The 20,979-nt window shown below is 63.5% G+C and carries 18 protein-coding genes; 5 read left to right on the forward strand and 13 right to left on the reverse strand.

Annotated features, from left to right (window positions below; genetic code table 11):
• Positions 1-147: 147 nt before the first annotated feature.
• On the reverse strand, positions 148-672 hold the full coding sequence (locus RBH77_RS05795) for a L,D-transpeptidase family protein (RefSeq protein WP_311031174.1): 525 nt from the start codon (positions 670-672) through the stop codon (positions 148-150).
• Between the two features lie 155 nt (positions 673-827).
• Here RBH77_RS05795 and RBH77_RS05800 point away from each other — a divergent pair, with 155 nt between their 5' ends.
• Positions 828-1,511 (forward strand): response regulator transcription factor, encoded by a 684-nt coding sequence (locus RBH77_RS05800; RefSeq protein ID WP_311031175.1) that lies wholly within the window; start codon positions 828-830, stop codon positions 1,509-1,511.
• A 45-nt stretch (positions 1,512-1,556) separates the two neighbouring features.
• The gene (locus RBH77_RS05805; protein WP_311031176.1) at positions 1,557-2,015 is read left to right on the forward strand and encodes a Crp/Fnr family transcriptional regulator; all 459 of its coding nucleotides are present in this window, start codon (positions 1,557-1,559) and stop codon (positions 2,013-2,015) included.
• A gap of 15 nt (positions 2,016-2,030) precedes the next feature.
• Here RBH77_RS05805 and RBH77_RS05810 read toward each other — a convergent pair whose 3' ends face one another.
• Entirely contained in the window at positions 2,031-2,837 is an 807-nt protein-coding gene (locus RBH77_RS05810; RefSeq protein ID WP_311031177.1) for an exodeoxyribonuclease III, read from the reverse strand.
• 277 nt (positions 2,838-3,114) lie between these two features.
• Between RBH77_RS05810 and RBH77_RS05815 the strand changes: the two genes are divergently transcribed.
• The gene (locus RBH77_RS05815; RefSeq protein WP_311031178.1) at positions 3,115-3,852 is read left to right on the forward strand and encodes a class I SAM-dependent methyltransferase; all 738 of its coding nucleotides are present in this window, start codon (positions 3,115-3,117) and stop codon (positions 3,850-3,852) included.
• Between the two features lie 39 nt (positions 3,853-3,891).
• Here the strand turns inward: RBH77_RS05815 and RBH77_RS05820 are convergent, their stop codons facing one another.
• The 4 genes from RBH77_RS05820 to RBH77_RS05835 all read right to left on the reverse strand — a co-directional run bounded on the left by RBH77_RS05820 (position 3,892) and on the right by RBH77_RS05835 (position 9,381).
• A complete protein-coding gene (locus RBH77_RS05820) occupies positions 3,892-4,554 on the reverse strand; it encodes an outer membrane lipoprotein carrier protein LolA (protein ID WP_311031179.1) in 663 nt (220 codons plus the stop codon).
• 258 nt (positions 4,555-4,812) lie between these two features.
• Positions 4,813-7,428, reverse strand: a complete 2,616-nt coding sequence (locus RBH77_RS05825; protein ID WP_311031180.1) for an FtsK/SpoIIIE family DNA translocase — start codon at positions 7,426-7,428, stop codon at positions 4,813-4,815.
• A gap of 429 nt (positions 7,429-7,857) precedes the next feature.
• Positions 7,858-8,565 carry a YopT-type cysteine protease domain-containing protein gene (locus tag RBH77_RS05830; protein WP_311031181.1) on the reverse strand — a complete coding sequence of 236 codons (708 nt, stop codon included), beginning with the start codon at positions 8,563-8,565 and terminating at the stop codon, positions 7,858-7,860.
• A 414-nt stretch (positions 8,566-8,979) separates the two neighbouring features.
• The gene (locus RBH77_RS05835; protein WP_311031182.1) at positions 8,980-9,381 is read right to left on the reverse strand and encodes a hypothetical protein; all 402 of its coding nucleotides are present in this window, start codon (positions 9,379-9,381) and stop codon (positions 8,980-8,982) included.
• A 294-nt stretch (positions 9,382-9,675) separates the two neighbouring features.
• Here RBH77_RS05835 and RBH77_RS05840 point away from each other — a divergent pair, with 294 nt between their 5' ends.
• A complete protein-coding gene (locus RBH77_RS05840; RefSeq protein WP_311031183.1) occupies positions 9,676-10,497 on the forward strand; it encodes an FkbM family methyltransferase in 822 nt (273 codons plus the stop codon).
• Between the two features lie 56 nt (positions 10,498-10,553).
• Here the strand turns inward: RBH77_RS05840 and RBH77_RS05845 are convergent, their stop codons facing one another.
• The gene (locus RBH77_RS05845) at positions 10,554-11,849 is read right to left on the reverse strand and encodes an ammonium transporter (RefSeq protein ID WP_371832842.1); all 1,296 of its coding nucleotides are present in this window, start codon (positions 11,847-11,849) and stop codon (positions 10,554-10,556) included.
• 265 nt (positions 11,850-12,114) lie between these two features.
• A complete protein-coding gene (locus RBH77_RS05850) occupies positions 12,115-12,993 on the reverse strand; it encodes an acyl-CoA thioesterase (protein ID WP_311031184.1) in 879 nt (292 codons plus the stop codon).
• 108 nt (positions 12,994-13,101) lie between these two features.
• On the opposite strand from RBH77_RS05850, the gene RBH77_RS05855 reads away from it, so the two are divergent.
• Positions 13,102-14,361 (forward strand): ubiquinone biosynthesis hydroxylase, encoded by a 1,260-nt coding sequence (locus tag RBH77_RS05855; RefSeq protein WP_311031185.1) that lies wholly within the window; start codon positions 13,102-13,104, stop codon positions 14,359-14,361.
• A gap of 175 nt (positions 14,362-14,536) precedes the next feature.
• On the opposite strand, the gene RBH77_RS05860 is transcribed toward RBH77_RS05855, so the two are convergent.
• The 5 genes from RBH77_RS05860 to RBH77_RS05880 form a co-directional block, all read right to left on the reverse strand.
• Positions 14,537-15,430 carry a fructose bisphosphate aldolase gene (locus RBH77_RS05860; protein ID WP_311031186.1) on the reverse strand — a complete coding sequence of 298 codons (894 nt, stop codon included), beginning with the start codon at positions 15,428-15,430 and terminating at the stop codon, positions 14,537-14,539.
• 317 nt (positions 15,431-15,747) lie between these two features.
• Positions 15,748-16,941 carry a phosphoglycerate kinase gene (locus RBH77_RS05865; RefSeq protein WP_311031187.1) on the reverse strand — a complete coding sequence of 398 codons (1,194 nt, stop codon included), beginning with the start codon at positions 16,939-16,941 and terminating at the stop codon, positions 15,748-15,750.
• Between the two features lie 80 nt (positions 16,942-17,021).
• A complete protein-coding gene (locus RBH77_RS05870; protein ID WP_311031188.1) occupies positions 17,022-18,908 on the reverse strand; it encodes a potassium/proton antiporter in 1,887 nt (628 codons plus the stop codon).
• Between the two features lie 235 nt (positions 18,909-19,143).
• The gene (locus RBH77_RS05875; protein ID WP_311031189.1) at positions 19,144-20,415 is read right to left on the reverse strand and encodes a multidrug effflux MFS transporter; all 1,272 of its coding nucleotides are present in this window, start codon (positions 20,413-20,415) and stop codon (positions 19,144-19,146) included.
• Positions 20,412-20,891 (reverse strand): MarR family winged helix-turn-helix transcriptional regulator, encoded by a 480-nt coding sequence (locus RBH77_RS05880; RefSeq protein ID WP_311031190.1) that lies wholly within the window; start codon positions 20,889-20,891, stop codon positions 20,412-20,414. Before RBH77_RS05880 ends, RBH77_RS05875 begins: the two co-directional genes overlap by 4 nt.
• Positions 20,892-20,979: the final 88 nt, after the last annotated feature.

The following is a 20,979-nucleotide window of genomic DNA, read 5'->3' on the forward strand; positions in this document are numbered from 1 at the left end:
TCCCCCACTTTCGTGTGAGAGAGGAAAGGGGACAGGCGTTGCGGCAGGCCCTTCCTCTCCCCCGTCGATCGGGGGAGAGGTGGTTTGCGAAGCAAATCGGAGTGGGGGTCGACCTTCACATGGGTTGCCCTTGTAAGCCGGGTTGCCTTACGCAAGCACTGTCAGCACCGTCCCGCGCGACAGATAGGGCAAAAGACGTAGCATCACGCTTCGCTCCACCGCGATGCAACCTTCCGTCGGCCGGAAACCCGGCCGCGCCAGATGCATGAAGATGGCGCTGCCGCCGTTGCGTCGGCGCGGGCGGATGTTCCAGTCGAGCACGATGCAGACATCGTAGAGCCGGTCGCCGCGCAGCATCTTTTCGTGGCTGGCGCGGAAGGGCAGGCGTACCGGCCGGTTGTAATTGGCGTCGGCTGGCGCGTCGCACCAGCCCAGATCGGCGCGGATCGGTATCAGGACGAGGCCGGAGCGACGCAAGGGATGCCGTTCGTTCCTCGTGTAGCCGCCAAGAAGGCGGAGCCTGCCGAGCGGCGTCGCGCCGTCGCCCTCGCGCTTGAAGGCGGAGACGCCCGCCTTTCCGAGCGCGCATCGGAAGACCACTCTTTCGACGTTCAGAAGCCCCTCGGCGCGATTTCCCGGCCTTGAGCGGACATTGATATTTCGGATCGGCATCCCAAATCCTTCGTCAGGCTGCTATCTTCACGTCTCGCGGAGAACAGCCGTGGAGGACAACAACAATTCGTGAGCCGCTTTGCAGCCATTTTCTCCGTGCATAGACGGTTCTTTCAGTAGTCTCTATTCTTCATTCAATAACAATGGATTGGCCCATGGCATCGCGCACCATCCTGATTGTCGACGACGACGAAGATCTGCGCTCGACCCTTGTCGAGCAACTGGCGCTCTACGAGGAATTCCAGATCCTGCAGGAAGGAACGGCCACGAAGGGCATCCAGTCGGTGCGCAACGGCATGATCGACCTGCTGATCATGGATGTCGGCCTGCCGGACATGGACGGGCGCGAGGCGGTCAAGCTTTTGCGCAAGAACGGCTACAAGGCGCCGATCATCATGCTGACCGGACAGGACACCGATTCGGACACGATCCTCGGCCTCGAGGCGGGCGCCAACGACTACGTCACCAAACCGTTCCGCTTCGCCGTGCTGCTTGCCCGCATCCGCGCGCAATTGCGCCAACACGAGCAGAGCGAGGACGCGACCTTCACCGTCGGACCCTACACGTTCAAGCCGAGTCAGAAGCTTCTGGTCGACCAGCGCGGTTCCAAGGTGCGGCTGACGGAGAAGGAAGCTGCGATCATCAAATATCTCTATCGCGCCGAGCAGAAGGTCGTCACCCGCGATGTCCTTCTCGAGGAAGTGTGGGGCTATAATTCCGGCGTCACCACCCATACGCTGGAAACCCATGTCTACCGGCTGCGCCAGAAGATCGAACGCGATCCTTCCAATGCCGAAATACTTGTGACAGAAAGCGGCGGATACAAGCTCGTTCCCTGACAGGCTCTCCGGGCCCTGGGCGGGGCGGGACGCAAGGGGACAATCTTGGCGCTGGATGACGACATCCGCCTGCTCTCCGGTGTGGAACTCTTCCAGAGCTTCACGCCCGACCAGCTTCGGCTGCTCGCGTTCGGCGCGGAGAACATGCGGCTGGCATCGGGGCAGCTCCTCTACGAGGCAGGCGTCGAGGCCGACGGCGCATTCGTCGTCGCGACGGGCAGGGTCGGGCTGTTTCGCGAAAACGCCGAGGGGGAACGCGTCCTGCTCAGTGAGGCGGGAGTCGGCGCCATGCTGGGCGAATTGGCGCTGATCGCCGATACGGTGCGGCCGACCGGGGCCGTAGCGGTCGAAGATACCGAACTGGTACGGCTCAGCCGCAAGCTCTTCCACCGCATCCTGCAGGAATATCCGGAACTCGCCGCGGCCCTGCGCGACCACATCGCGCGCGACCTGACCCGGATGGTCGGGAAAATCGACAGGCTCGGACCGCGCTTCTCGGATTGAAGAGGCGCGGGAACTTCAGTCGAGGTCGAAGCGGGCGATCACCGGCACATGGTCGGAGGGCCGCTCCCAGCCGCGCGCCTCGCGCAGGATCTCGATCCCGGCGAGCCTGCCCGCGACATTGTCCGACGACCAGACATGGTCGAGGCGCCGGCCGCGATCGGAAAGCTCCCAGTCGCGGGCACGATAGCTCCACCAGGTGTAGATCTTCTCTTCCGGCGGAATGTGCCGGCGCATCAGGTCGACCCAGCCGCCGGCCTGCCGCATCGCTTCCAGTCCTCCCGTCTCCACCGGCGTATGGCTGACGACGTTCAGGAGCTGCTTGTGCGACCACACGTCCGTCGGCAGCGGCGCGATGTTGAGGTCGCCGACGAGGATGGAACCGTGCGCGTCGCCCTGTTCGGCGCGTACCGTATTCATCTCCTCGATGAAATCGAGCTTGTGCCGGAATTTGGGGTTGATGTCGGGATCCGGCTCGTCACCGCCGGCCGGCACGTAGAAATTGTGCAGCAGGAGCGCGTGTCCGCTGCTCGTGAGCCGTGTCGAGATATGCCGGCAATCGTCGTTTTCGCAGAAGCGCCGCCGTTCCACGACCTCCAGCGGCCGTCGCGCGACCGTGGCGACGCCGTGGTAGCCTTTCTGCCCGCTGATCGCGAGATGGGAATAGCCAATCGCGGCGAACGCCTCGACCGGGAACAGTTCGTCGATGCATTTGGTTTCCTGCAGGCACAGGACGTCCGGTTGATGTTGCAGCAGGAAGCGCTCGACGATCGGCATGCGCAGGCGCACGGAATTGATGTTCCAGGTGGCGATCGTCAACGGCATGGAAAACCCCGGATGCGGAACTGAAGGTAGGCTATTGCCAGCCCCGGCGCGCGCAGGCAAGCGCACCGGCCGTGAAAAGCCCGCCACGACGGCGCCGTCAGAAGAGCCTCGCCGAAACGAAAAATCGCCCCGGTTCCCAAATTGGCCGGATTCGGATGGAAGATGGCGGTGACGACGTTTCAGGCAGCCTGTTCGTGACTGGAAACCCGTGCTCCGGTGGGGCGACCGGGGGGCGACCGGCCGGGAGCACGACCAACCCTTCATGAGGCGTGCCGACATGACCGTCAAACTGCTCCTTGCCAACGGCCTTCGAAAGGCCGCCCAACGGATCGATCATCGCAACCCGCAACGGGTCGGCGAGCCGAGGGACTGTCCCATCTGCGGATATCACGGAGCCTTCGAACCGTTCGGCGTCATTCCGCGTCCGGACGCGATGTGCCCGAACTGCAATGCGCTCGAGAGGCATCGGCAATTCAAGCTGATGCTGGATCGCGTCGACCTGCCGCGGCCCGGGTCTTCATTGCTGCACTTCGCTCCCGAGGCCGCGATAACCCGGCTCGTGCGCCCGCTATGCGACAAGTACGTGACCGCCGATCTGATGCGGGACGATGTCGATCTCAATCTCGACATCGAAGCAATCGACTTGCCGGACCGGAGCTTCGATTGCGTGATCTGCTCGCATGTCCTCGAACACGTGAACGACATCGCGGCGCTCAAGGAACTGCATCGCATTCTCAAGCCCGGCGGCATCGCCCTCCTGATGGTGCCAATCGTGGAAGGCTGGGAGACGAGCTACGAGGATTCCACGGTTACCGACGAGCGCGATCGCCTCCTGCATTTCGGCCAGCGGGACCATGTCCGCCGCTACGGGCGCGATTTCCGTGACCGGGTCAGGCAGGCCGGCTTCGAACTGAGCGAATTCGTCGTCGGGGGCGCCGATTCGGTGAAATACTCGATCATTCCCGGCATACGGATCTTTATCGCCGGAAAGCCGGCCGAGAAGCATGCGATCTGAGCAAGCGAGCCTCAGGATACGGCCGGCGTGGCTTTTGTGTTACCTGGCCCGCTGCTTCACCTGCGCGCTGGCGTAGTCGATCTTGAAGAGCGAGGGATCGACCTTCACGCCTTCCTGGACGTTGAAGATCATCACCGTCGTGTCCTTGCCCTGTGCATCGGTCACGGTCCATTGCTTCAGCGCGTAGGTTTTCGGATCGAACATCATCATCAGCTTGGAATCGCCGAAGACGGATTTGTCGGCGAGTTTGATGGTGGTGGCATCCGGCGTCTGCTGGATGTCCTTCACCTCGTTGCCCGAAAGATCGATGCGGTTGCCGAGCAGGAGTTTCAGCGGCGTCTTCGACAGGGGATAGATGTTGTACGTCTTCATGCGCACATTGCTGACGGCGACCGATTTGCCGTCCGCGATCACCTTGAAATTGGACTTCGTATCGTAATCGAAACGAAGCTTGCCCGGTCGTTCGATATAGAATTTGCCGCCGGTCTGTTCGCCGTTCGGGCCGAACTGGACGAATTCGCCGGCCATGGTCTTGATGTTGGCGAAATGATCGGCGATCTGCTGCGCCGAAGCGGTGACCTCCTGTTCCGGCGCGGCAATCGAAGGCGCTGAAACGGTCCCGGCGGCAGCCGCCACGAATGTCACGACAGCGGCGCGCGCGGTCAGGACTAGGAAGCCGCGACGGGTTTGCGAAAAAGACATCTGCTACTCCTTGCGGACGAAGGCCGGCTGCCGCCGGCCCGTTTCACACCCGATATGCAGGTCCCCGATATGTAGGTCACGGGCGCCTGCCCACCACCATTTCGGTCGAGCACCATCAGCTAGGAAGGCACTGGGGCCGAAATTTGACCCGCCGCCGCCAAAGCGCGTTGCGATCTTCCAGGTTTGCTCCGCGCTTCAGCTCTCTATTTTACGCATATCTTTATCCCGGAACCGGCGTTCACTTCCGGGAGACATGCTTTACAGTACGTCCTCTTCGGTCGGCACCAGGATCTCGCGCTTGCCGGCGTGATTGGCCGGCCCGACGATGCCTTCCTTCTCCATCTTCTCGATGATGGAGGCTGCGCGGTTGTAGCCGATGCCCAGGCGCCGCTGGATATAGCTGGTCGAGGCCTTGCCGTCGCGCAGCACGACCGCGACGGCCTGATCGTAGGGGTCGTCGGAATCGTCGAAATTGCCGCCGCCGCCACCAGCCGGTCCGTCGCCATCGGCGTCGTCCTCGTCGTCGTCGGCCGTGATCGCCTCGAGATATTCGGGCGCGCCCTGCAGCTTCAGATGCGAGACCACTTTCTCGACCTCGTCGTCGGAGACGAACGGCCCGTGCACGCGCTGGATGCGGCCGCCGCCGGCCATGTAAAGCATGTCGCCCATGCCCAGCAACTGCTCCGCGCCCTGTTCGCCGAGGATGGTGCGGCTGTCGATCTTGGACGTCACCTGGAAGGAGATGCGCGTCGGGAAATTTGCCTTGATGGTGCCGGTGATGACGTCGACGGAAGGCCTCTGGGTGGCCATGATGACATGGATGCCGGCGGCGCGCGCCATCTGTGCCAGACGCTGGACGGCGCCCTCGATATCCTTGCCGGCGACCATCATCAGGTCCGCCATCTCGTCGATGATGACGACGATGAAGGGCATCGGCTCGAGATCGAGTTCCTCGGTCTCGTAGATCGCTTCGCCCGTCTGCCTGTCGAAGCCGGTCTGCACGGTGCGGACGATGTTCTCGCCCTTCTTCTGCGCCGCCGCGACGCGCTGGTTGAAGCCCTCGATGTTGCGGACGCCGACCTTCGACATCTTGCGGTAGCGGTCCTCCATCTCGCGCACCGTCCATTTGAGCGCGACGACCGCCTTTTTCGGGTCGGTGACGACCGGCGTCAGAAGGTGCGGGATGCCGTCATAGATCGATAGTTCCAGCATCTTCGGGTCGATCATGATGAGCCGGCAATCGGCGGGCGTCATGCGATAGAGGATCGACAGGATCATGGTGTTGATCGCCACCGACTTGCCCGAGCCGGTAGTGCCGGCGACGAGAAGATGCGGGAATTTGGCGATGTCGGCGATGACGGCCTCGCCGTTGATCGTCTTGCCGAGCGCCAGCGCCAGCTTCGCCTTGGACTGCTCGAAATCCCGGCTCGCCAGGATCTCGCGCAGGTAGACCGTCTCGCGCTTGGCGTTCGGCAGTTCGATGCCGATGGCGTTGCGGCCCGGCACCACAGCGACGCGGCAGGCGATCGCGCTCATCGAGCGGGCGATGTCGTCGGCCAGCCCGATGACACGGGAGGATTTTATGCCGGGCGCCGGCTCGAGCTCATAGAGGGTGACGACGGGGCCGGGGCGGACATGGATGATCTCGCCCTTGACGCCGAAATCCTCCAGCACGCCTTCGAGCAGGCGGGCATTCTGCTGCAGCGCATCGGGCGACAAGCTCGGATCGCGCGCAACGCTGCGCGCCTCCGCCAGGAAATGCAGCGACGGCATCTCGAACGTGTCGCTGGAGAGCAGCGAGGTCTGTGCCTCGCGCATCACGCGTGCTCCAGGTACCGGACGTGCCGCGGGGTTGTCGATACGCGGACCCGTCGCGCCGGCCGGCCCTCCGCTCCGCGTCGCCTGCACCGCCGGGCGGTCGGCAGATAAAGTATCCTCCTCGTCGTCGATGTCGAAATCCGCTAGTTCGATATCGTCGGGCGTTCCTCCGAGCGAGGAAAATTCCGGCTCGACCCGAACGCCTCGCGCCGTGCCCGGGCGCGGGTCCGGATCGACCACCGGAACGCCCGTCTCCCGCGGGAGCGAGCGCATGGCGGGCTCGATGCCGCCTGCACGGCCGCCGCGCATTCTCATGCGGTGGAAGAAGGCGCGAAGCGAGAGCCACCAATGGAAAACCGCGCCCAGCGCCGGTACGCCGTCGTCCTCATCCTCGTCGTCCTCTTCCTCGAGATCGTCAACCTCGATGACGGGCGTCCGGGCGGCGCGCTTGCGCTGCCGCGCGGGCTTCGCCGGCGCCACGTCGCGGCCGATCAGCCCGGCGCCGTAGGTCAGGAAGAAGACCGCCGGGCCGATAAGCACCGCACCGATGATTGTGGCGGCGACGCCCTTCGGATAACCGCCGATGAAAAGCGCCGGCAGATTGAGGACCAGATCGCCGAAGGCGCCGCCAAGCCCTGTCGGCAGCGGCCAGGTCGGCGGTGCGGCGATGCAGCCGGCAACGCCGGCGGCCAGCAGCGCGCCCAGAAGCCATGCGCCGGCGCGGCGCGGCTTGCGGTCGATTCCGCGCCCCGTCGCCAGCAGAAAGGCCCAGACCACCGCCGGCACCAGCGCCATCAGCGCCGAAAGCCCGAAGAACTGCATCAGAAGGTCGGAGATGACCGCACCCGGATAGCCCATCGCGTTCGACAGTGCATGGTCGGTGGCGTTGGAGAAGCTCGGGTCGTCGACGTTCCAGGTGGCGAGGCTCGCCACCGAAAGCGCCACGCCTCCGAAGAGCGCCAGCCCGACGGCGCGCTCGACCAGCCTCCGGATGAAGGCGTGGACACCGAACCCCGTCTCGTTCAAATCGAAGGGCGCCTCTGCCGCTGAACGCATACGAATTTCCCCGCAGGAACCAGCCGCACCAGACCGGCACGGACATTTGGCCGCGAGCCTACGAGGGGATGGTAAAGACGGCATTAACCATGGCATCTGCGGATGTCTTAATTCTCAAGGCATCCAGCGCGCACGAACTGGCCCTGACAGGCAAGGCCGAGCGTGACGGCTACTTGTGCGCTGGTCGGAATCGTGACCTGCTTCACCGTCGAGAAAACACTTCTGGCGCTTATGCAGCCCGGCGCGACGAAGTCCAACATAATTTCTGTGCTCGGCGCCGAAGGTGCTGTCACTCTTTACTACACGATGACGTGTGGGCCGCCGCCATGATCCGTCCGCTCGATCAATTCAGATCAGGCACACCGCGCTGTTCATGGCGCGCCTAGATCCTCCTACGCCAATCGGGTGTGGTTGCATCTCAGGGATTGGTCAGTTCGATGCTATCGACTTATACCCGCTTGCTCGCTGGTGGCCGAGATATTTCTGATCATAGCCGGATATGACCAAATATTGCTTGTACCAGGCTTCCCACGCCTTACGGCTGGTCAGGATAGCCTCACCATAATTCGGGTCGAAATAGGCATGGCCGCCCTTCGTCGAGGATTGCGCTGCGCAGGCGTGGCCGGAGCTCTGGCCGCCGTAGCCGATGAGGTACAGACGGTCTCTGCTTCGCCCCACGCCCTGTGTGATGTTCGCGAAACCGTCAAACGACTCGTGCTTGGCGCGGATGCCATAGTTGGAGAAGAACGTATCGTCGAAATTACTGTCCTTCAGAATGCCTAAACTCTGCGCCTTGCCGCCTTTGGCCTTATACATCACGGTTTTTGCCACCAGGACGCCCACCGCGTTGAGATTGATGGCCTCGCTGTTGCCGCCCGGCACCACCCATTCGATGAACCGCGTTCGCTTTTCCCCTAGTCCATGAATCTGCCCGACCAGCCAGAACGCTGACATGATGTGGCACATGCCCCCGACGTAAAGTTCGGAAACATTTCCCTGAACATTATTCTTGTCATTGGTGTAAAGCCCGGGGACGGAGCGTGAATTTTTGATTTGCTTATAACTCTGACTGAATTCGCGGAATATTCCGTCCAGCCCTTTCGTTAAGTCGCGGATTAAGTCGATTTTGGTCGCCATATCGCCAAGCCCCCCCAAAAATAAGATAATGTAGTATTAGACAGAGTGCAGGTAGGTGCGCAACAAGATATGCTGCGAGGCGGGCAAAGAACAGGGCCGACAGATCGACGTAGACCATATCAGCCCCCGCTACCCGCCCATGGTGCTCCGACCAGCTGTCACGTCGGTACGCCTTTTTGTTACGCGCGGTAACACGCACCAATGATTTCAACGGCTTGATCTAAAGACGGCATTAACCATGGCGAAAACGGAGGCCTTGATTTGCAAGGCCTGAGCGCCGGGCTGCTCTATACCGTCCCGCCGGCTTCGCTCGGTGGGCTTTCTTACTTCAGAACATCTCCGGGGCCACGTTACCCGTGTGGCCCCGGGCCGATTTGCCTGTTCTGCTCTTCGCCAGTCGGGAAACGGCTTCTCCTAAGCGAAGACACCATGCCCGCCGATAACGGCACGGACGCAATACGCGGCTCTCGCCGCCATCATCCTGTCGCCGACATGGCAGTAGCATACGATCTCGTGGAGCTGCTCGTCGGAAATGTCGAAGAAGCGTTTCGCTTCACCGTAGGTATCATTCCCCAGACCCTCCTCGCGAAGAACCGGATCCTCGAAGGCGACCGACAGCGGCGAACCATCGCTCCGCATGACGTCGCGTTCGCGCGGCGCCCGGTATTCGGTGCCCGCAAGGGCGGCCAAGGACCGGTTGGGATCGCGTCCGAGAAGTTCAGACCAGCGTTGGAGACGCTGCGTCCGATCCAAATACACAGGCTTGGCAGTGATATCGGCTACGGTTCGTAGCTCGTCTCGTGATTGGTGCTTCATGGCAACCTCCTGCACGGTGGATGCCCCCCAATCCCCTTCTCCATCGCATTATACTACAAAGGAGCAGGATCGGTTCCCTGCCGGGCGTTCAACTTTTTCTCACAATGTCCATTGGACCTCCGCGCTCCGAAGCGACGTCGTTCGCGGGCCGCGCGGCCACGGCCGGGGGCCTCCCGCTCGATTGCATCAAATCAGGTAGCCGCCTACGCCGGATGGCGAGGTTGCGAGGTATCCATCTGCCGATAACCTGCCGCCCTTCGCCGCCCCATCCGGTACCACCGTACGCGAGCGCCCGTGCCAACCATCCTTCACCATGTTATCGGCCTCAGACGGGCGGTGGGCTCGCTTGCAGCGGCAAGCATTCTTGTTCGCCGGCTTCTGAACAACTCATCGCCGCTGCCGGTCAAGATACCGGCACCGGGCGGCGGAGAAGCCGACACGATCTTCCTGCGCCCTACAGACAGCGATCTGTTTGTCGCCGGCCAGGTGTTCGGTTGGCGGGAATACGAGTTGCCGTGGAAAATCGAAGCAGAACTCATAGCCCTCGGGCGCTACTGGCGCTCAGGCGGCACGGTGCCGATCGTCGTCGATGGGGGCGCGAATATCGGCTGTTCCTCGCTGTTCTTCGCCTCAAGGTTCCCGGAGGCGATCGTTCTTGCCGTCGAGCCCAACCCGGAATCCTATGAACTCCTGCTCAGGAATACCTCGAAGTGCGGGAATGTCATTCCGGTCCAGGCCGCGTTGTGGCGAGACGGCGACGGCGTGGATCTCGAATTTGAAGAGCATGGCTCCTGGGCCGCGCGCACCGTCGCGCCCCGGAATCGTCCCACAACGCGGTCGGTGACGCTGGAAAGCCTGATCGAAACCATCGCCGACGCACGCCTGCTGATATGCAAACTCGACATCGAAGGTGCGGAAAGAGAAGTCTGCGCGGCGTCAGCCGAAATCCTGCAATCGGCCGCATGCGTCATTGTTGAAACACATGATTTCCTCTTCAAGGACGGCGGGTGCCGTGCGGCTGTTACCCGTACCCTGGCGCCGACGATGACGGCTCCGTCCACCATCGGAGAGAATCTCGTATTCCTCAAGGCACCGGTAAACGGCCGGCGATCATAGTCGCCAGCTTTAAGGCAGCCGCCGTATCAGGCGGCTGCCCAGGCCGAAGTCTTGGCTCACGGCACGACTTCGCCATGCTGCGTGACGTCGAGGCCTTCGATCTCTTCCTGTGTCGACGGGCGCAGGCCGATCGTGGCCTTCAGAACGTAGAGGATGATCAGCGATACGAGCGCCGTCCATACGATGGTGAAGACGATGCCATAGGCCTGCGTTACGACCGAGGCGTCCTTGCCGAGCGGATTGATCGCCGGATCGGCCAGGAGGCCGGTGAGCAACGCGCCGACGATGCCGCCGATGCCGTGCACGCCGAAGGCATCGAGCGAATCGTCGTAACCGAACGCGTGCTTCAGCCTGACCGCCGCGAAGTAGCAGAGGATGCCGGCCGCGATGCCGATGACGAAGGCGCCGGTCGGATTGACGAAGCCGGCGGCCGGGGTGACGGCGACAAGGCCCGCCACCGCGCCCGAAACGATGCCGAGCACGCTCGGCTTCTTCGCTACCAGCCATTCGGTGAACATCCATGCAAGGCCGGCCGCCGCTGCCGCTACCTGCGTGTTGACCATGGCGGCGCCCGCAAGCCCGTCCGCGGCCAGTTCCGACCCGGCGTTGAAGCCGAACCAGCCGACCCACAGGAGCGAGGCGCCGATGACGGAATAGACCAGGTTGTGCGGCGCCATGTTGACGGTGCCGTAGCCCTCGCGCTTGCCCATGACGAGTGCGCACATCAGCCCGGCGACGCCGGCGTTGATGTGGACGACCGTGCCGCCGGCGAAATCGAGCACGCCGGCTCCGCCGAGGAAGCCGCCGCCCCACACCCAATGCGCGATCGGCGCGTAGACGAGCAGAAGCCAGGCCGCCATGAAGATGAGCATCGCGGAGAATTTCATGCGCTCGGCGAAGGAGCCGGCGATCAGCGCCGGCGTGATGATCGCGAACGTCATCTGGAAGATGGCGAACACATATTCGGGGATGTTGGCCACGCCCGGCGCCCATAGCGTACTGACAGTGATGCCGGAGAAGAAGCTTTTCGACAGGCCGCCGATCCAGGCGTTCATGCCGCCGCCGTCGGAGAAGGCGAGCGAGTAGCCGACGATGAACCACAAGACGGTCACCAGGCAGCAGACGGCGAAGCTCTGCATGACGGTGGCGAGCCCGTTCTTCTTGCGCACCATGCCGCCATAGAAGAGCGCCAGCCCGGGTATCGTCATCATCAGCACCAGCGCGGTGGCGGTGAGCATCCAGGCGGTGTTTCCAGTGTCGAGCTTCGGCGCGTCCTGGGCGAAAGCCGGCGCGCTCGATAGAAGGCCGGCAAAGACCGCGAGCGCGGCGCTCCTGAAATGGATTCTCGTCATCGTGAATTTCATCCGTTCTCGCTCTTTTGCCATCGGCGTGCCTGCCGCATCGCTTCGCCGGTCGGAGATCCCGCCAGGCGCGAAAGGCAATTCATGCCGCGTGCCAATCGGCATGCGGGGTCGCAACAGATTGAATTTTCAGGCTTTACGGGTCGCGACAAAGACGGGCGTCTAGTCAGCCTGCGGCGCTTCGCTCAAAAAATAGGCAAAATTGGAATATTGGCTAATCAGTGTGCATCAGGCTGGTCCAGCCATGCAGACGATACTACCGGCCTTTCGAATCAGTCCTCAGCCGCATGAGACCTTCCTGCGCGGTCGAGGCGATCAGGGTCCCGTCCTCGCCATAGAGCGCGCCGCGCGAGAAGCCGCGCGAGCCGGAAGCCGACGGGCTGTCTTGCGAATAGAGCAGCCAGCCGTCGAGCGGGTGGGCGCGATGGAACCACATGGAATGGTCGAGGCTCGCCATCTGGACGTCCGGATCGAAGCCGGAGCGGCCATGCGCGAAGGTGGATGTATCGAGCAGCGTCATGTCGGAGAGATAGGCGAGCACGGCTGCCTGGATGCCGCGGTCTTCCGGCACCTTGCCGAGCGCGCGCAGCCAGACATTCTGCCGGGGCGGCAGCCTATCGCGGCTGGTATAGTGCGCGACATTCGCCGGCTTCAACTCCAGCGGGCGCTCGCGCGCCCAGAATTTGCGGATATTCTCCGGCACGCGCTCGCCCGCCTGGTCCAGAAGCTCGCGCTGGCTTTTCAGTGTCTCGGGCCGCGGTACGTCGAGCGGGATCGGAAACTGGTGGTCGAGCCCCGTCTCCTCGACCTGGAAAGAGGCCTCCAGCGAGAAGATCGCCTGGCCGCGCTGGATCGCCACGACCCGGCGGGTGGTGAAGCTGCGGCCGTCGCGGATGCGATCGACCTCGTAGACGATCGGCACCTCGGGGTCGCCCGGCAGCATGAAATAGCCATGCAGTGAATGAACCGGCCGCTCCGCGACCACGGTGCGCTGAGCCGCGATCAGTGCCTGGCCGATCACCTGCCCGCCGAACACGCGCTGCCAGCGCACCTTCGGGCTGCGACCTCTAAAGAGGTTGTATTCGAGCGTTTCCAGGTCGAGAATGGAAAGCAGTTCCTGCATGGCCGCCGACATCGGGTCCTCTCCTTTACCGGCCTTGCCGCCGGCCTCTTGCAGCGCCTCCGGTTTGGGATAGATCAACCGGTGAAGTCAAGGCGGGTTGGTTCGAAGGGAGCGCCGGAGATGGCCACGCGAAAAACGACGCCGAAAAGCGAGAAGCCAGGTGACGCCCGACTCGACGTATTGATCGCCGGCGCTGGCTATGTCGGGCTCGCCACGGCCGTTTCCATGCACGCGGCGCGGCCCGAACTCCGGATCGCGATCGTAGATGCCGCGCCTCCCGGCGTCTGGGAGAAGGACGGCCGCGCCTCCGCCGTGGCCGCCGCCGCCAGGCGCATGCTCGACCGGCTCGTTGTCTGGGATGATATCGAGCCGGAAGCACAGCCGATCACCGAGATGGTCATCACCGATTCGCGCACTTCCGATCCCGTGCGGCCGGTGTTCCTGACCTTCGACGGCGAGGTCCGGCCCGGCGAACCCTTCGCGTATATGGTGGCCAATCGCGTACTGAACGGCGCGCTGCGCAAGCGCGCCGCCGAATTAGGCATCGACCTGATCGAGGGCGTGGCGGTCGAACGGTTCGATGCGGGTCCGGCCACCGTCACAGTGCATCTCGCCGATGGCGGTTCGCTCCAGACACGCCTGCTTGTCGCCGCCGACGGCGTGCGCTCGCGCCTGCGCGACATGGCCGGCATCAAGACGGTGAACTGGGAGTACGGCCAGTCCGGCATCGTCTGCACGGTGGCGCACGAGCGCCCGCACAATGGCCGCGCCGAGGAGCATTTCCTGCCTGCCGGTCCCTTCGCGACCTTGCCGCTGAAGGGCAACCGCTCCTCCATCGTGTGGACCGAGCGCACCGCCGACGCCGAACGTCTCGTCAAGGAGGATGACTTCATCTTCGAGACCGAGCTCGAACAGCGTTTCGGCCTCAAGCTTGGCGAGATCCATGTGGAGGGACAGCGACGCGCCTGGCCGCTCGGGTTGACCTTGGCGCGTGCCTTCGTCGCCCCGCGCTTCGCGCTTGCGGGCGATGCCGCCCACGGCATCCATCCGATCGCCGGGCAGGGGCTCAACCTCGGCTTCAAGGACGCCGCGGCTCTTGCCCAGACCGTGGTCGAGGCCGACCGGCTCGGCCAGGATATCGGCGCGCTCGACGTTTTGGAGCGCTATCAGATCTGGCGCCGCTTCGACACGGTTCAGATGGGCGCCACCACCGACATCTTGAACCGCATGTTCTCCAACGATCTCGGGCCGCTGCGTGCCGTCCGCGACATCGGGCTCGGGCTGGTCGACCGCATGCCGCCGCTGAAGAATTTCTTCATCCGCCAGGCCTCGGGCCTGACCGGACCGGCGCCCCGGCTGCTGAGGGGCGAGGATATCTGACGGCGCCGGCGTTGGTTGCGCCGACATAAAAAGGGGCCGGCCGACCTGACCTTTCGGACCAGACCGGCCGGCTGCTGCCTGAGACCGTGGGAATGTAAAGCTCGCTTAGGCGGCTTTCTCCGATTTCTCGTTCCATTCGCCCATGGCGGCAAGGCCGTTCGCCGCCGCGGGCCGGCTACCGCTTGACGCTGGACGCCTGGAAAATGCTGTCGATTGCCGATCCCAGCGACGCGTTGAATTCGGCGTCGGTCTGGCGCACCGACAGACCCTCGGTCAAGGCGCGCGAGAAGCTGGCTATCATGCCAGTGTTGTGGCTGAGCTTGGCATTCGCCTCGTCGCGGGAATAGCCGCCGGACAGGGCAACCACGCGCATCACACGGGGGTCTCCGATCAGCGGTTTGTAGAGGTTCGCTTTCGTCGGCAGCGTCAATTTCAGCATGACCTGTTTGCCGGCCGGCACGTCGTCAAGATGCTTGCGGATTTCCGCCAGCAGGATGCCCTCGGCTTCCGCCTTGTCGGGGATCGAGATCGTCACTTCCGGCTCGATGATCGGGACGAGGTCGTGCGACAGGACCTGCCTGGCGACGTCGAACTGCTGAGCGACGACTGCCGCGATGCCTGTCGGGTTCGCCGCGTCGACGACCGAGCGTTCCTTGGTGCCGAATATGCCCTTCGCCACGGCGCGCTCCAGGAGCGCGTCGAGACCCGGCATCGGCTTCATCAGCTTGACGCCGTCCTTCTCCTCCGCCAAGCCCTTGTCGATCTTCAGGAAAGGCACCACATGGCGCTTTTCCCAGAGATACTGCGCGGTCGGCGTGCCATCGATGTCGCGGTCCATGGTCTGCTCGAACAGGATCGCGCCCATGACCTTATCGCCGGTGAAAGCGGGCGACTTGATGATGCGTGTGCGCATCTGATGAACGAGGTCGAACATTTCCGCGTCGCTGGACCAGGCGCTCTGGTCGATGCCGTAGAGCTTGAGTGCCTTCGGCGTGGAGCCGCCGGACTGGTCGAGCGCGGCAATGAAGCCGGCTTTGTGTGCGGCCTGCGCGGCCATGTCCTGGTTCATTTCGTTCTCCCGCATTGTCTGTCTAGTGGTTCGTTTCCAACATTTGCATCCCATTTGTATCGGCCGCCAGGCAAATGTTGAAAACAAGAGAACCGCTAGCAAGTTTATGATTCTAGTGGAATTTTTGAATTTAACATTCGATTCTGAGGCCGATATCACGCGGGTATCGAATGTTAAATTCATTCCACTAGGCGCTTAACAGAAGAAGATTCATGATGGAATGCCGGCAAAAACCTTGAATCGATTGAATGATGTCACTTGCGATGTGGAAGTGTTTCATCCTGCCGCGCGACGCCGCGGCAGGATAAACGTGGCCGCTAGGCTTTCAGCACCTCCACGCCCGGAAGCGCCTTGCCTTCCATCCATTCGAGGAAGGCCCCGCCGGCGGTCGAGACATAGGTGAAATCCTCGGCGACGCCGGCATGGTTGAGCGCGGCCACCGTATCGCCGCCGCCGGCGACGGAGACCAGCTTGCCTTCCTTCGTGCGCCGCGCGGCATCCCTTGCCGCTTCCACCGTCGCACGATCGAAGGGCTCGACCTCGAACGCGCCCAGCGGCCCGTTCCAGACGATCGTCGCCGCCCGGTCGATCCACTGGTTGACAGCCTTGACCGTCTTCGGCCCGGCGTCGAGGATCATGGCGTCCGCGGGAACATGGTCGATCGCCACCGTCTCAGTCGCCGCGCCCGCCTTCAGTTCCTTTGCCACGACTGCATCGGCGGGAAGGATGAGGGCGCAGCCCGCTTCCGCCGCCTCGATCATGATCTGCTTGGCGGTGCCGGCAAGATCGTGCTCGCAAAGCGACTTGCCGACATTGGTGCCGCGTGCTGCGAGAAACGTATTGGCCATGCCGCCGCCGATGACCAGCGCATCGACCTTGTGCGTGAGATTCGTAAGCAGATCGATCTTGGTAGACACCTTCGCTCCGCCGACGATGGCGACGACCGGCTTGGCGGGCTTGCCCAGCCCCTTTTCCAGCGCCTCCAACTCGGCCTGCATGGCCCGGCCGGCATAGGCCGGCAGGAGATGCGCCAGCCCTTCCGTCGAGGCATGCGCGCGGTGCGCCGCGGAGAAAGCATCGTTCACATAGACGTCGCCGTTTTCGGCGAGAGCGCGCGTGAAATCGGGGTCGTTCTTTTCCTCGCCCTTGTGGAAGCGCGTGTTTTCCAGAAGCAGGACATCGCCGTCCGCCATCGCGCCGACCGCCTCCCTCGCCGGTTCGCCGATGCAATCTTCGGCGAATCCCACCTTGCGGCCGAGTTCGGCCTCGACCGCCTTGGCGATGGGCTTCAGCGACATCGCCGGATTCCGTTCGCCTTTCGGCCGGTCGAAATGGGCAAGCAGGATCACCTTCGCGCCATCGTCCGAGAGTTCCCTGATCGTCGGCACGACGCGCTCGATGCGGGTGGCGTCGGTGACCTTTCCGTCCTTCACCGGCACGTTGAGGTCAACCCTCAGCAACACGCGCTTGCCGGCGAAATCACCGTCATCGAGGGTATGGAAATCGGACATGTCATGCTCCTGAAGGTGCCCGGGGGCCGGGCTGCGAGACAATAGTGGCCAAATTATGCGACGCAAGCGTGAAGCCGGTCTCAGACGCGATCGTTCGTGCGCATGGCCGGATCGTCGGGCAATTCCTCTTCCACCGGTTTGGGCTTACCGCGCGTTGCCGTCGCCTTCCGCGCTGCCCTGGTGCGGAGCCAGTCGCGCAAGAAGGCGCGGATATCGCGAAGATTGAGGAAGAGGGGAATCTGCGGCTTCTGCGGCTCCGGGGTCAGCGAGATTCCGACCGAAACGACCTCGCCCTCCTCATCGACATCGCGTACGATCAGTTCCACCGGTCCGAAGGCAACGCGATCGGCATATTCGGCGCGCCCACCGAGGCGGGCCTTCATGAGTTCGCCGATCGTCTTGTCCTGCTCGTCGGAGGCGAGTTCCGGCCCATAGGCTTCGTGCAGTTCGCTTGCCGGCCGCGTCGGATCGATGGCGAAGGCGCCGAAGAATTCGGCATCGTCCTCGGCCACCGGCGCCGGGCTCGCGAACAGCCGGTCGAGCAGGCGAGGATAGCGCTGCGAGATGAAGAGATAGACATAGTCGCCGGCGCGCAGCCTTCCGGCGAACTGGTAGGCCATCGACTGGCCGTCGCGGATCACCAGCGAGGGCCTTGCCCAGCGCGGTAGCCTGACGCCACGCGCGACCGGGCTGCCGGGAACGACGCGATAGGCGAGAAGCTCGTGGTGCGCGGTGCCTGGCAGTTCCAGTTCGACCTTGTCCACGGGGCCGATGCGCGGCGGTACGATGAGGCCGAGGCGCCGCGCCACCGGGCCGATGGTCCACCCCTGCACGACCAGTGAGATCAGGACGACGATGAAGGCCGTGTTGAAATAGAGCATGCCGTTGTCGAGGCGGTAAAGCACCGGCAGGATGGCGAGCAGGATGGAGACCGCGCCGCGCAGGCCCACCCAGCCGACAAAGGCCGCCTCGGCCCGCGGGAAATTGAAAGGCAGGAGCGAGAACCACACCGCGATCGGCCTTGCCACGAAAATCAGGAAGAGCGCCACGCCGATCGCCGGCACCGCGATCCCGGCGAATTGCGACGGCGTCGCCAGAAGCCCGAGGATCAGGAACATGATGATCTGCGACAGCCACGACACGCCTTCGGAAAAACGCCGGATGGTTCCTTCGGAGCGGATATGGCCGTTGCCGGCATAAAGCCCGGCGACGTAGACGGCGAGAAAGCCGCTGCCGCCGACCGCGCCGGCAAGCGAGAAGACCAGCAACGACAGCGCCAGCACGAAGATGGGTGTCAGGCCGCGTTCCAGCCGCAGCCGGTTGACAAGCCCGACGATGATCAATCCGCCGGCCATCCCGAACAGCACGCCGAGGAACATCTCCTTGAAGAAATGGACGAGAAGCTCGGCCGACAGGCTCTCGAAGCCCGCGCCGGAGGAGACGATCTGAACAAGCGTGATCGTCAGGAAGATAGCCATCGGGTCGTTCGAGCCTGACTCGACCTCCAGCGTCGAACGCACGCGGTCGCGGATGTTGATGCCGCCGACGCGGAGCAGGAAGAACACGGCGGCGGCGTCGGTGGAGGAGACGATGGCGCCGAGCAGAAGGCCCTCGATGAAGGTGATGCCGAGGAAGTAGTGCGCGGCGACGGCGACAAGGCCGGAGGTGATCAGGACGCCGACGGTGGCCGTCACGATTGCCGGCGCGGCCGCCTGCCGGAATGCCTGCATCGGCGTGCCGAAGCCGGAATCGAACAGGATGAGCGCCAGCGCCAGGCTTCCGACGAAATAAGCGACGGGACCATTGTCGAAAACGATGCCGAGTCCGTCCACGCCCGCGATCAACCCGATGCCGAGGAACAGCAACAGGAGCGGTGCGCCGAAGCGAAAGGCGATCAGGCTGGAGAACGTGGCCAGCAGCACAAGCAGCATGCTGATCAGCGTCGCGATATAGATCGCATCGATCATGGCGTCCCCCTCGTCGTCGGCCTCTCGCCCGCCTTACCCCTCGGCGGGCTGCCCGCTCTCTCCTTCGCAAACCTGGTGTGGCGCAGATCAGGACAAAATATGCCTGGCTTCAGAGTACTGTCCAAGGTGCTCCTGAATCCAAATCGGCATAGGAGGGATGGCGGGCTGGCCGGCCACTTTCCCAATCTAGAAATCGAATCGGACGAAATAAAGTTGCGGACGCGATAAATACACGTCACTCGTCGGAATATCTCTGGATTTCAACGTTATCGGACGCCGTCAGTCCTTCCTCGGGAATGCGCCGCCACGCAAGCCACGAGCCGACGGCGACCGCGCCCATGATGGGGATGACGATGATCGTGGCGGTCACCGGATCGGTGAAAAGCGAGGCCGCCATGCCGCCCACCATGCCGGCGCCCATCTGCATGAAGCCCATGGCCGCCGATGCCGCGCCCGCCGTCCTCGGAAACGGCGCCATCGCCGCCGTCATCATGGCCGGTTGGCAGAACGCGATGCCGACCGCATAGCAGCCGACCGGCCCCATCACGTTCCAGTAGCTCGGCTCCTGAAGGGTAAGCAGCAGGATGAGCGCGATGGCGCCGATGATGACGAACACTGCGCCGACGCCGACGAGCCGAAAGGCGCCGAAGCGCGGCATGAGCGCCCGGAAAATCAACGAACCGACGAAATAGCTGCCGGTTTGCATCAGCATGCCGACCCCGAAGGCTGTCGGCGACATGCCGACCCGCGTCATCAGAACGAAGGGAAGTATCGTCGCCAGCGCGTAGATCGCGCCGGAGGTGCCGGCGACGACAAGGCTTGGCAGCAGGAAACGGGGATTGGTCAGAAGTTCGCCATAGATGCGGACCAACGCCCGCGGCCGTATGCGGGAGAGGTCGCGGCTTACCGTCTCGCGCACCGCGAAGATGGTGATCAGCATGACCGACACGCTGACCGCCGCCATCAGCAGGAAGATCGCGTGCCAGCCGAAGAATTCCAGTGTGAAGCCGCCGAGCGTAGGCGAGATGGCCGGGCCGACCGACAGGATGATGCCGACGAGGTTGAGGATGCGCGCCGAGCTTTCGCTGGTGAAGAGGTCGCGCACGATGGCGCGCGAGACGGCGAGCCCGGCCGCCGCGCCGACACCCTGGAGGAAGCGGGCGAGAATGAGGATTTCGATGCTCGGCGCGAGGACGGCCAGGAAACTGCCGGCGAGATAGATGGCCATGAAGGCGATGGTGACGGGGCGGCGTCCTATGCCGTCGGAGAGCGGCCCGCAGACGAGTTGTGCAAAGGAAAAGCCGGCAAAATAAAGCGACAGCGTCAGCTTGACGACGGCTTCGGTGCTGCCGAAGGCATGCACGATCTCCGGCATGGCAGGCGTGAACAGCGACAGCGACATCGGTCCGATCGCGACCAAAAGGCCGCCGACGATCGAGACGCGGCGTTCGCTCATCACAGGCGGGCTGACGGTCTCCTCCGAGACTGGACGCGGCGCGGTTGTCACGTGGCGGCCTCCTCGCGCGCCTTGCCCTGCGCGGTGCGCAGTTCGGCAAGGTTGTCACGAGCCTGCCTGAGCAGCCGAAGCAGCGCCGCCCAATCCGCTGGTTCCATGGCGGCAGAGGCATCGGAACGAATCGAAGCTGCCGCCGCGTTGACACTGCCCAACGCTTCCGAAGCCGCTTCAGTGAGCCGCACCAGCTTGGCGCGCCGGTCGTTCGGATCGGGCATCCGCTCGACCAACCCCTTGGCCTCGAGCCTGTCGATGTAAGTCGACAGCGTCATCGCCTCTATGCCGATCTGCTCGGCAAGAACGTTCTGGCGCACCATCCCGGCACGCGCCGCGTGCGCGAGCGTCCGCCCCTCGCCCGGCGTCAGGCCGAGACCGGCATCGGAAACGCGCCGGTCCATCTCGGCGCGGATGAGCCGCGACAAGTCCGTAACGAGGAAGCCGAAGGAATTCGGGTCGATTGTGGGAGGCATGAAAAAATAATAAGAGAGGCTTACGATAAGTCTCCCTTATTATAAGGTCTCGGCGCCGTCAACGGTTCCCGGAGCTGGTTGCGAAGCG

Source organism: Mesorhizobium koreense, assembly GCF_031656215.1.
GTDB classification, from domain to species: domain Bacteria; phylum Pseudomonadota; class Alphaproteobacteria; order Rhizobiales; family Rhizobiaceae; genus Mesorhizobium_L; species Mesorhizobium_L koreense.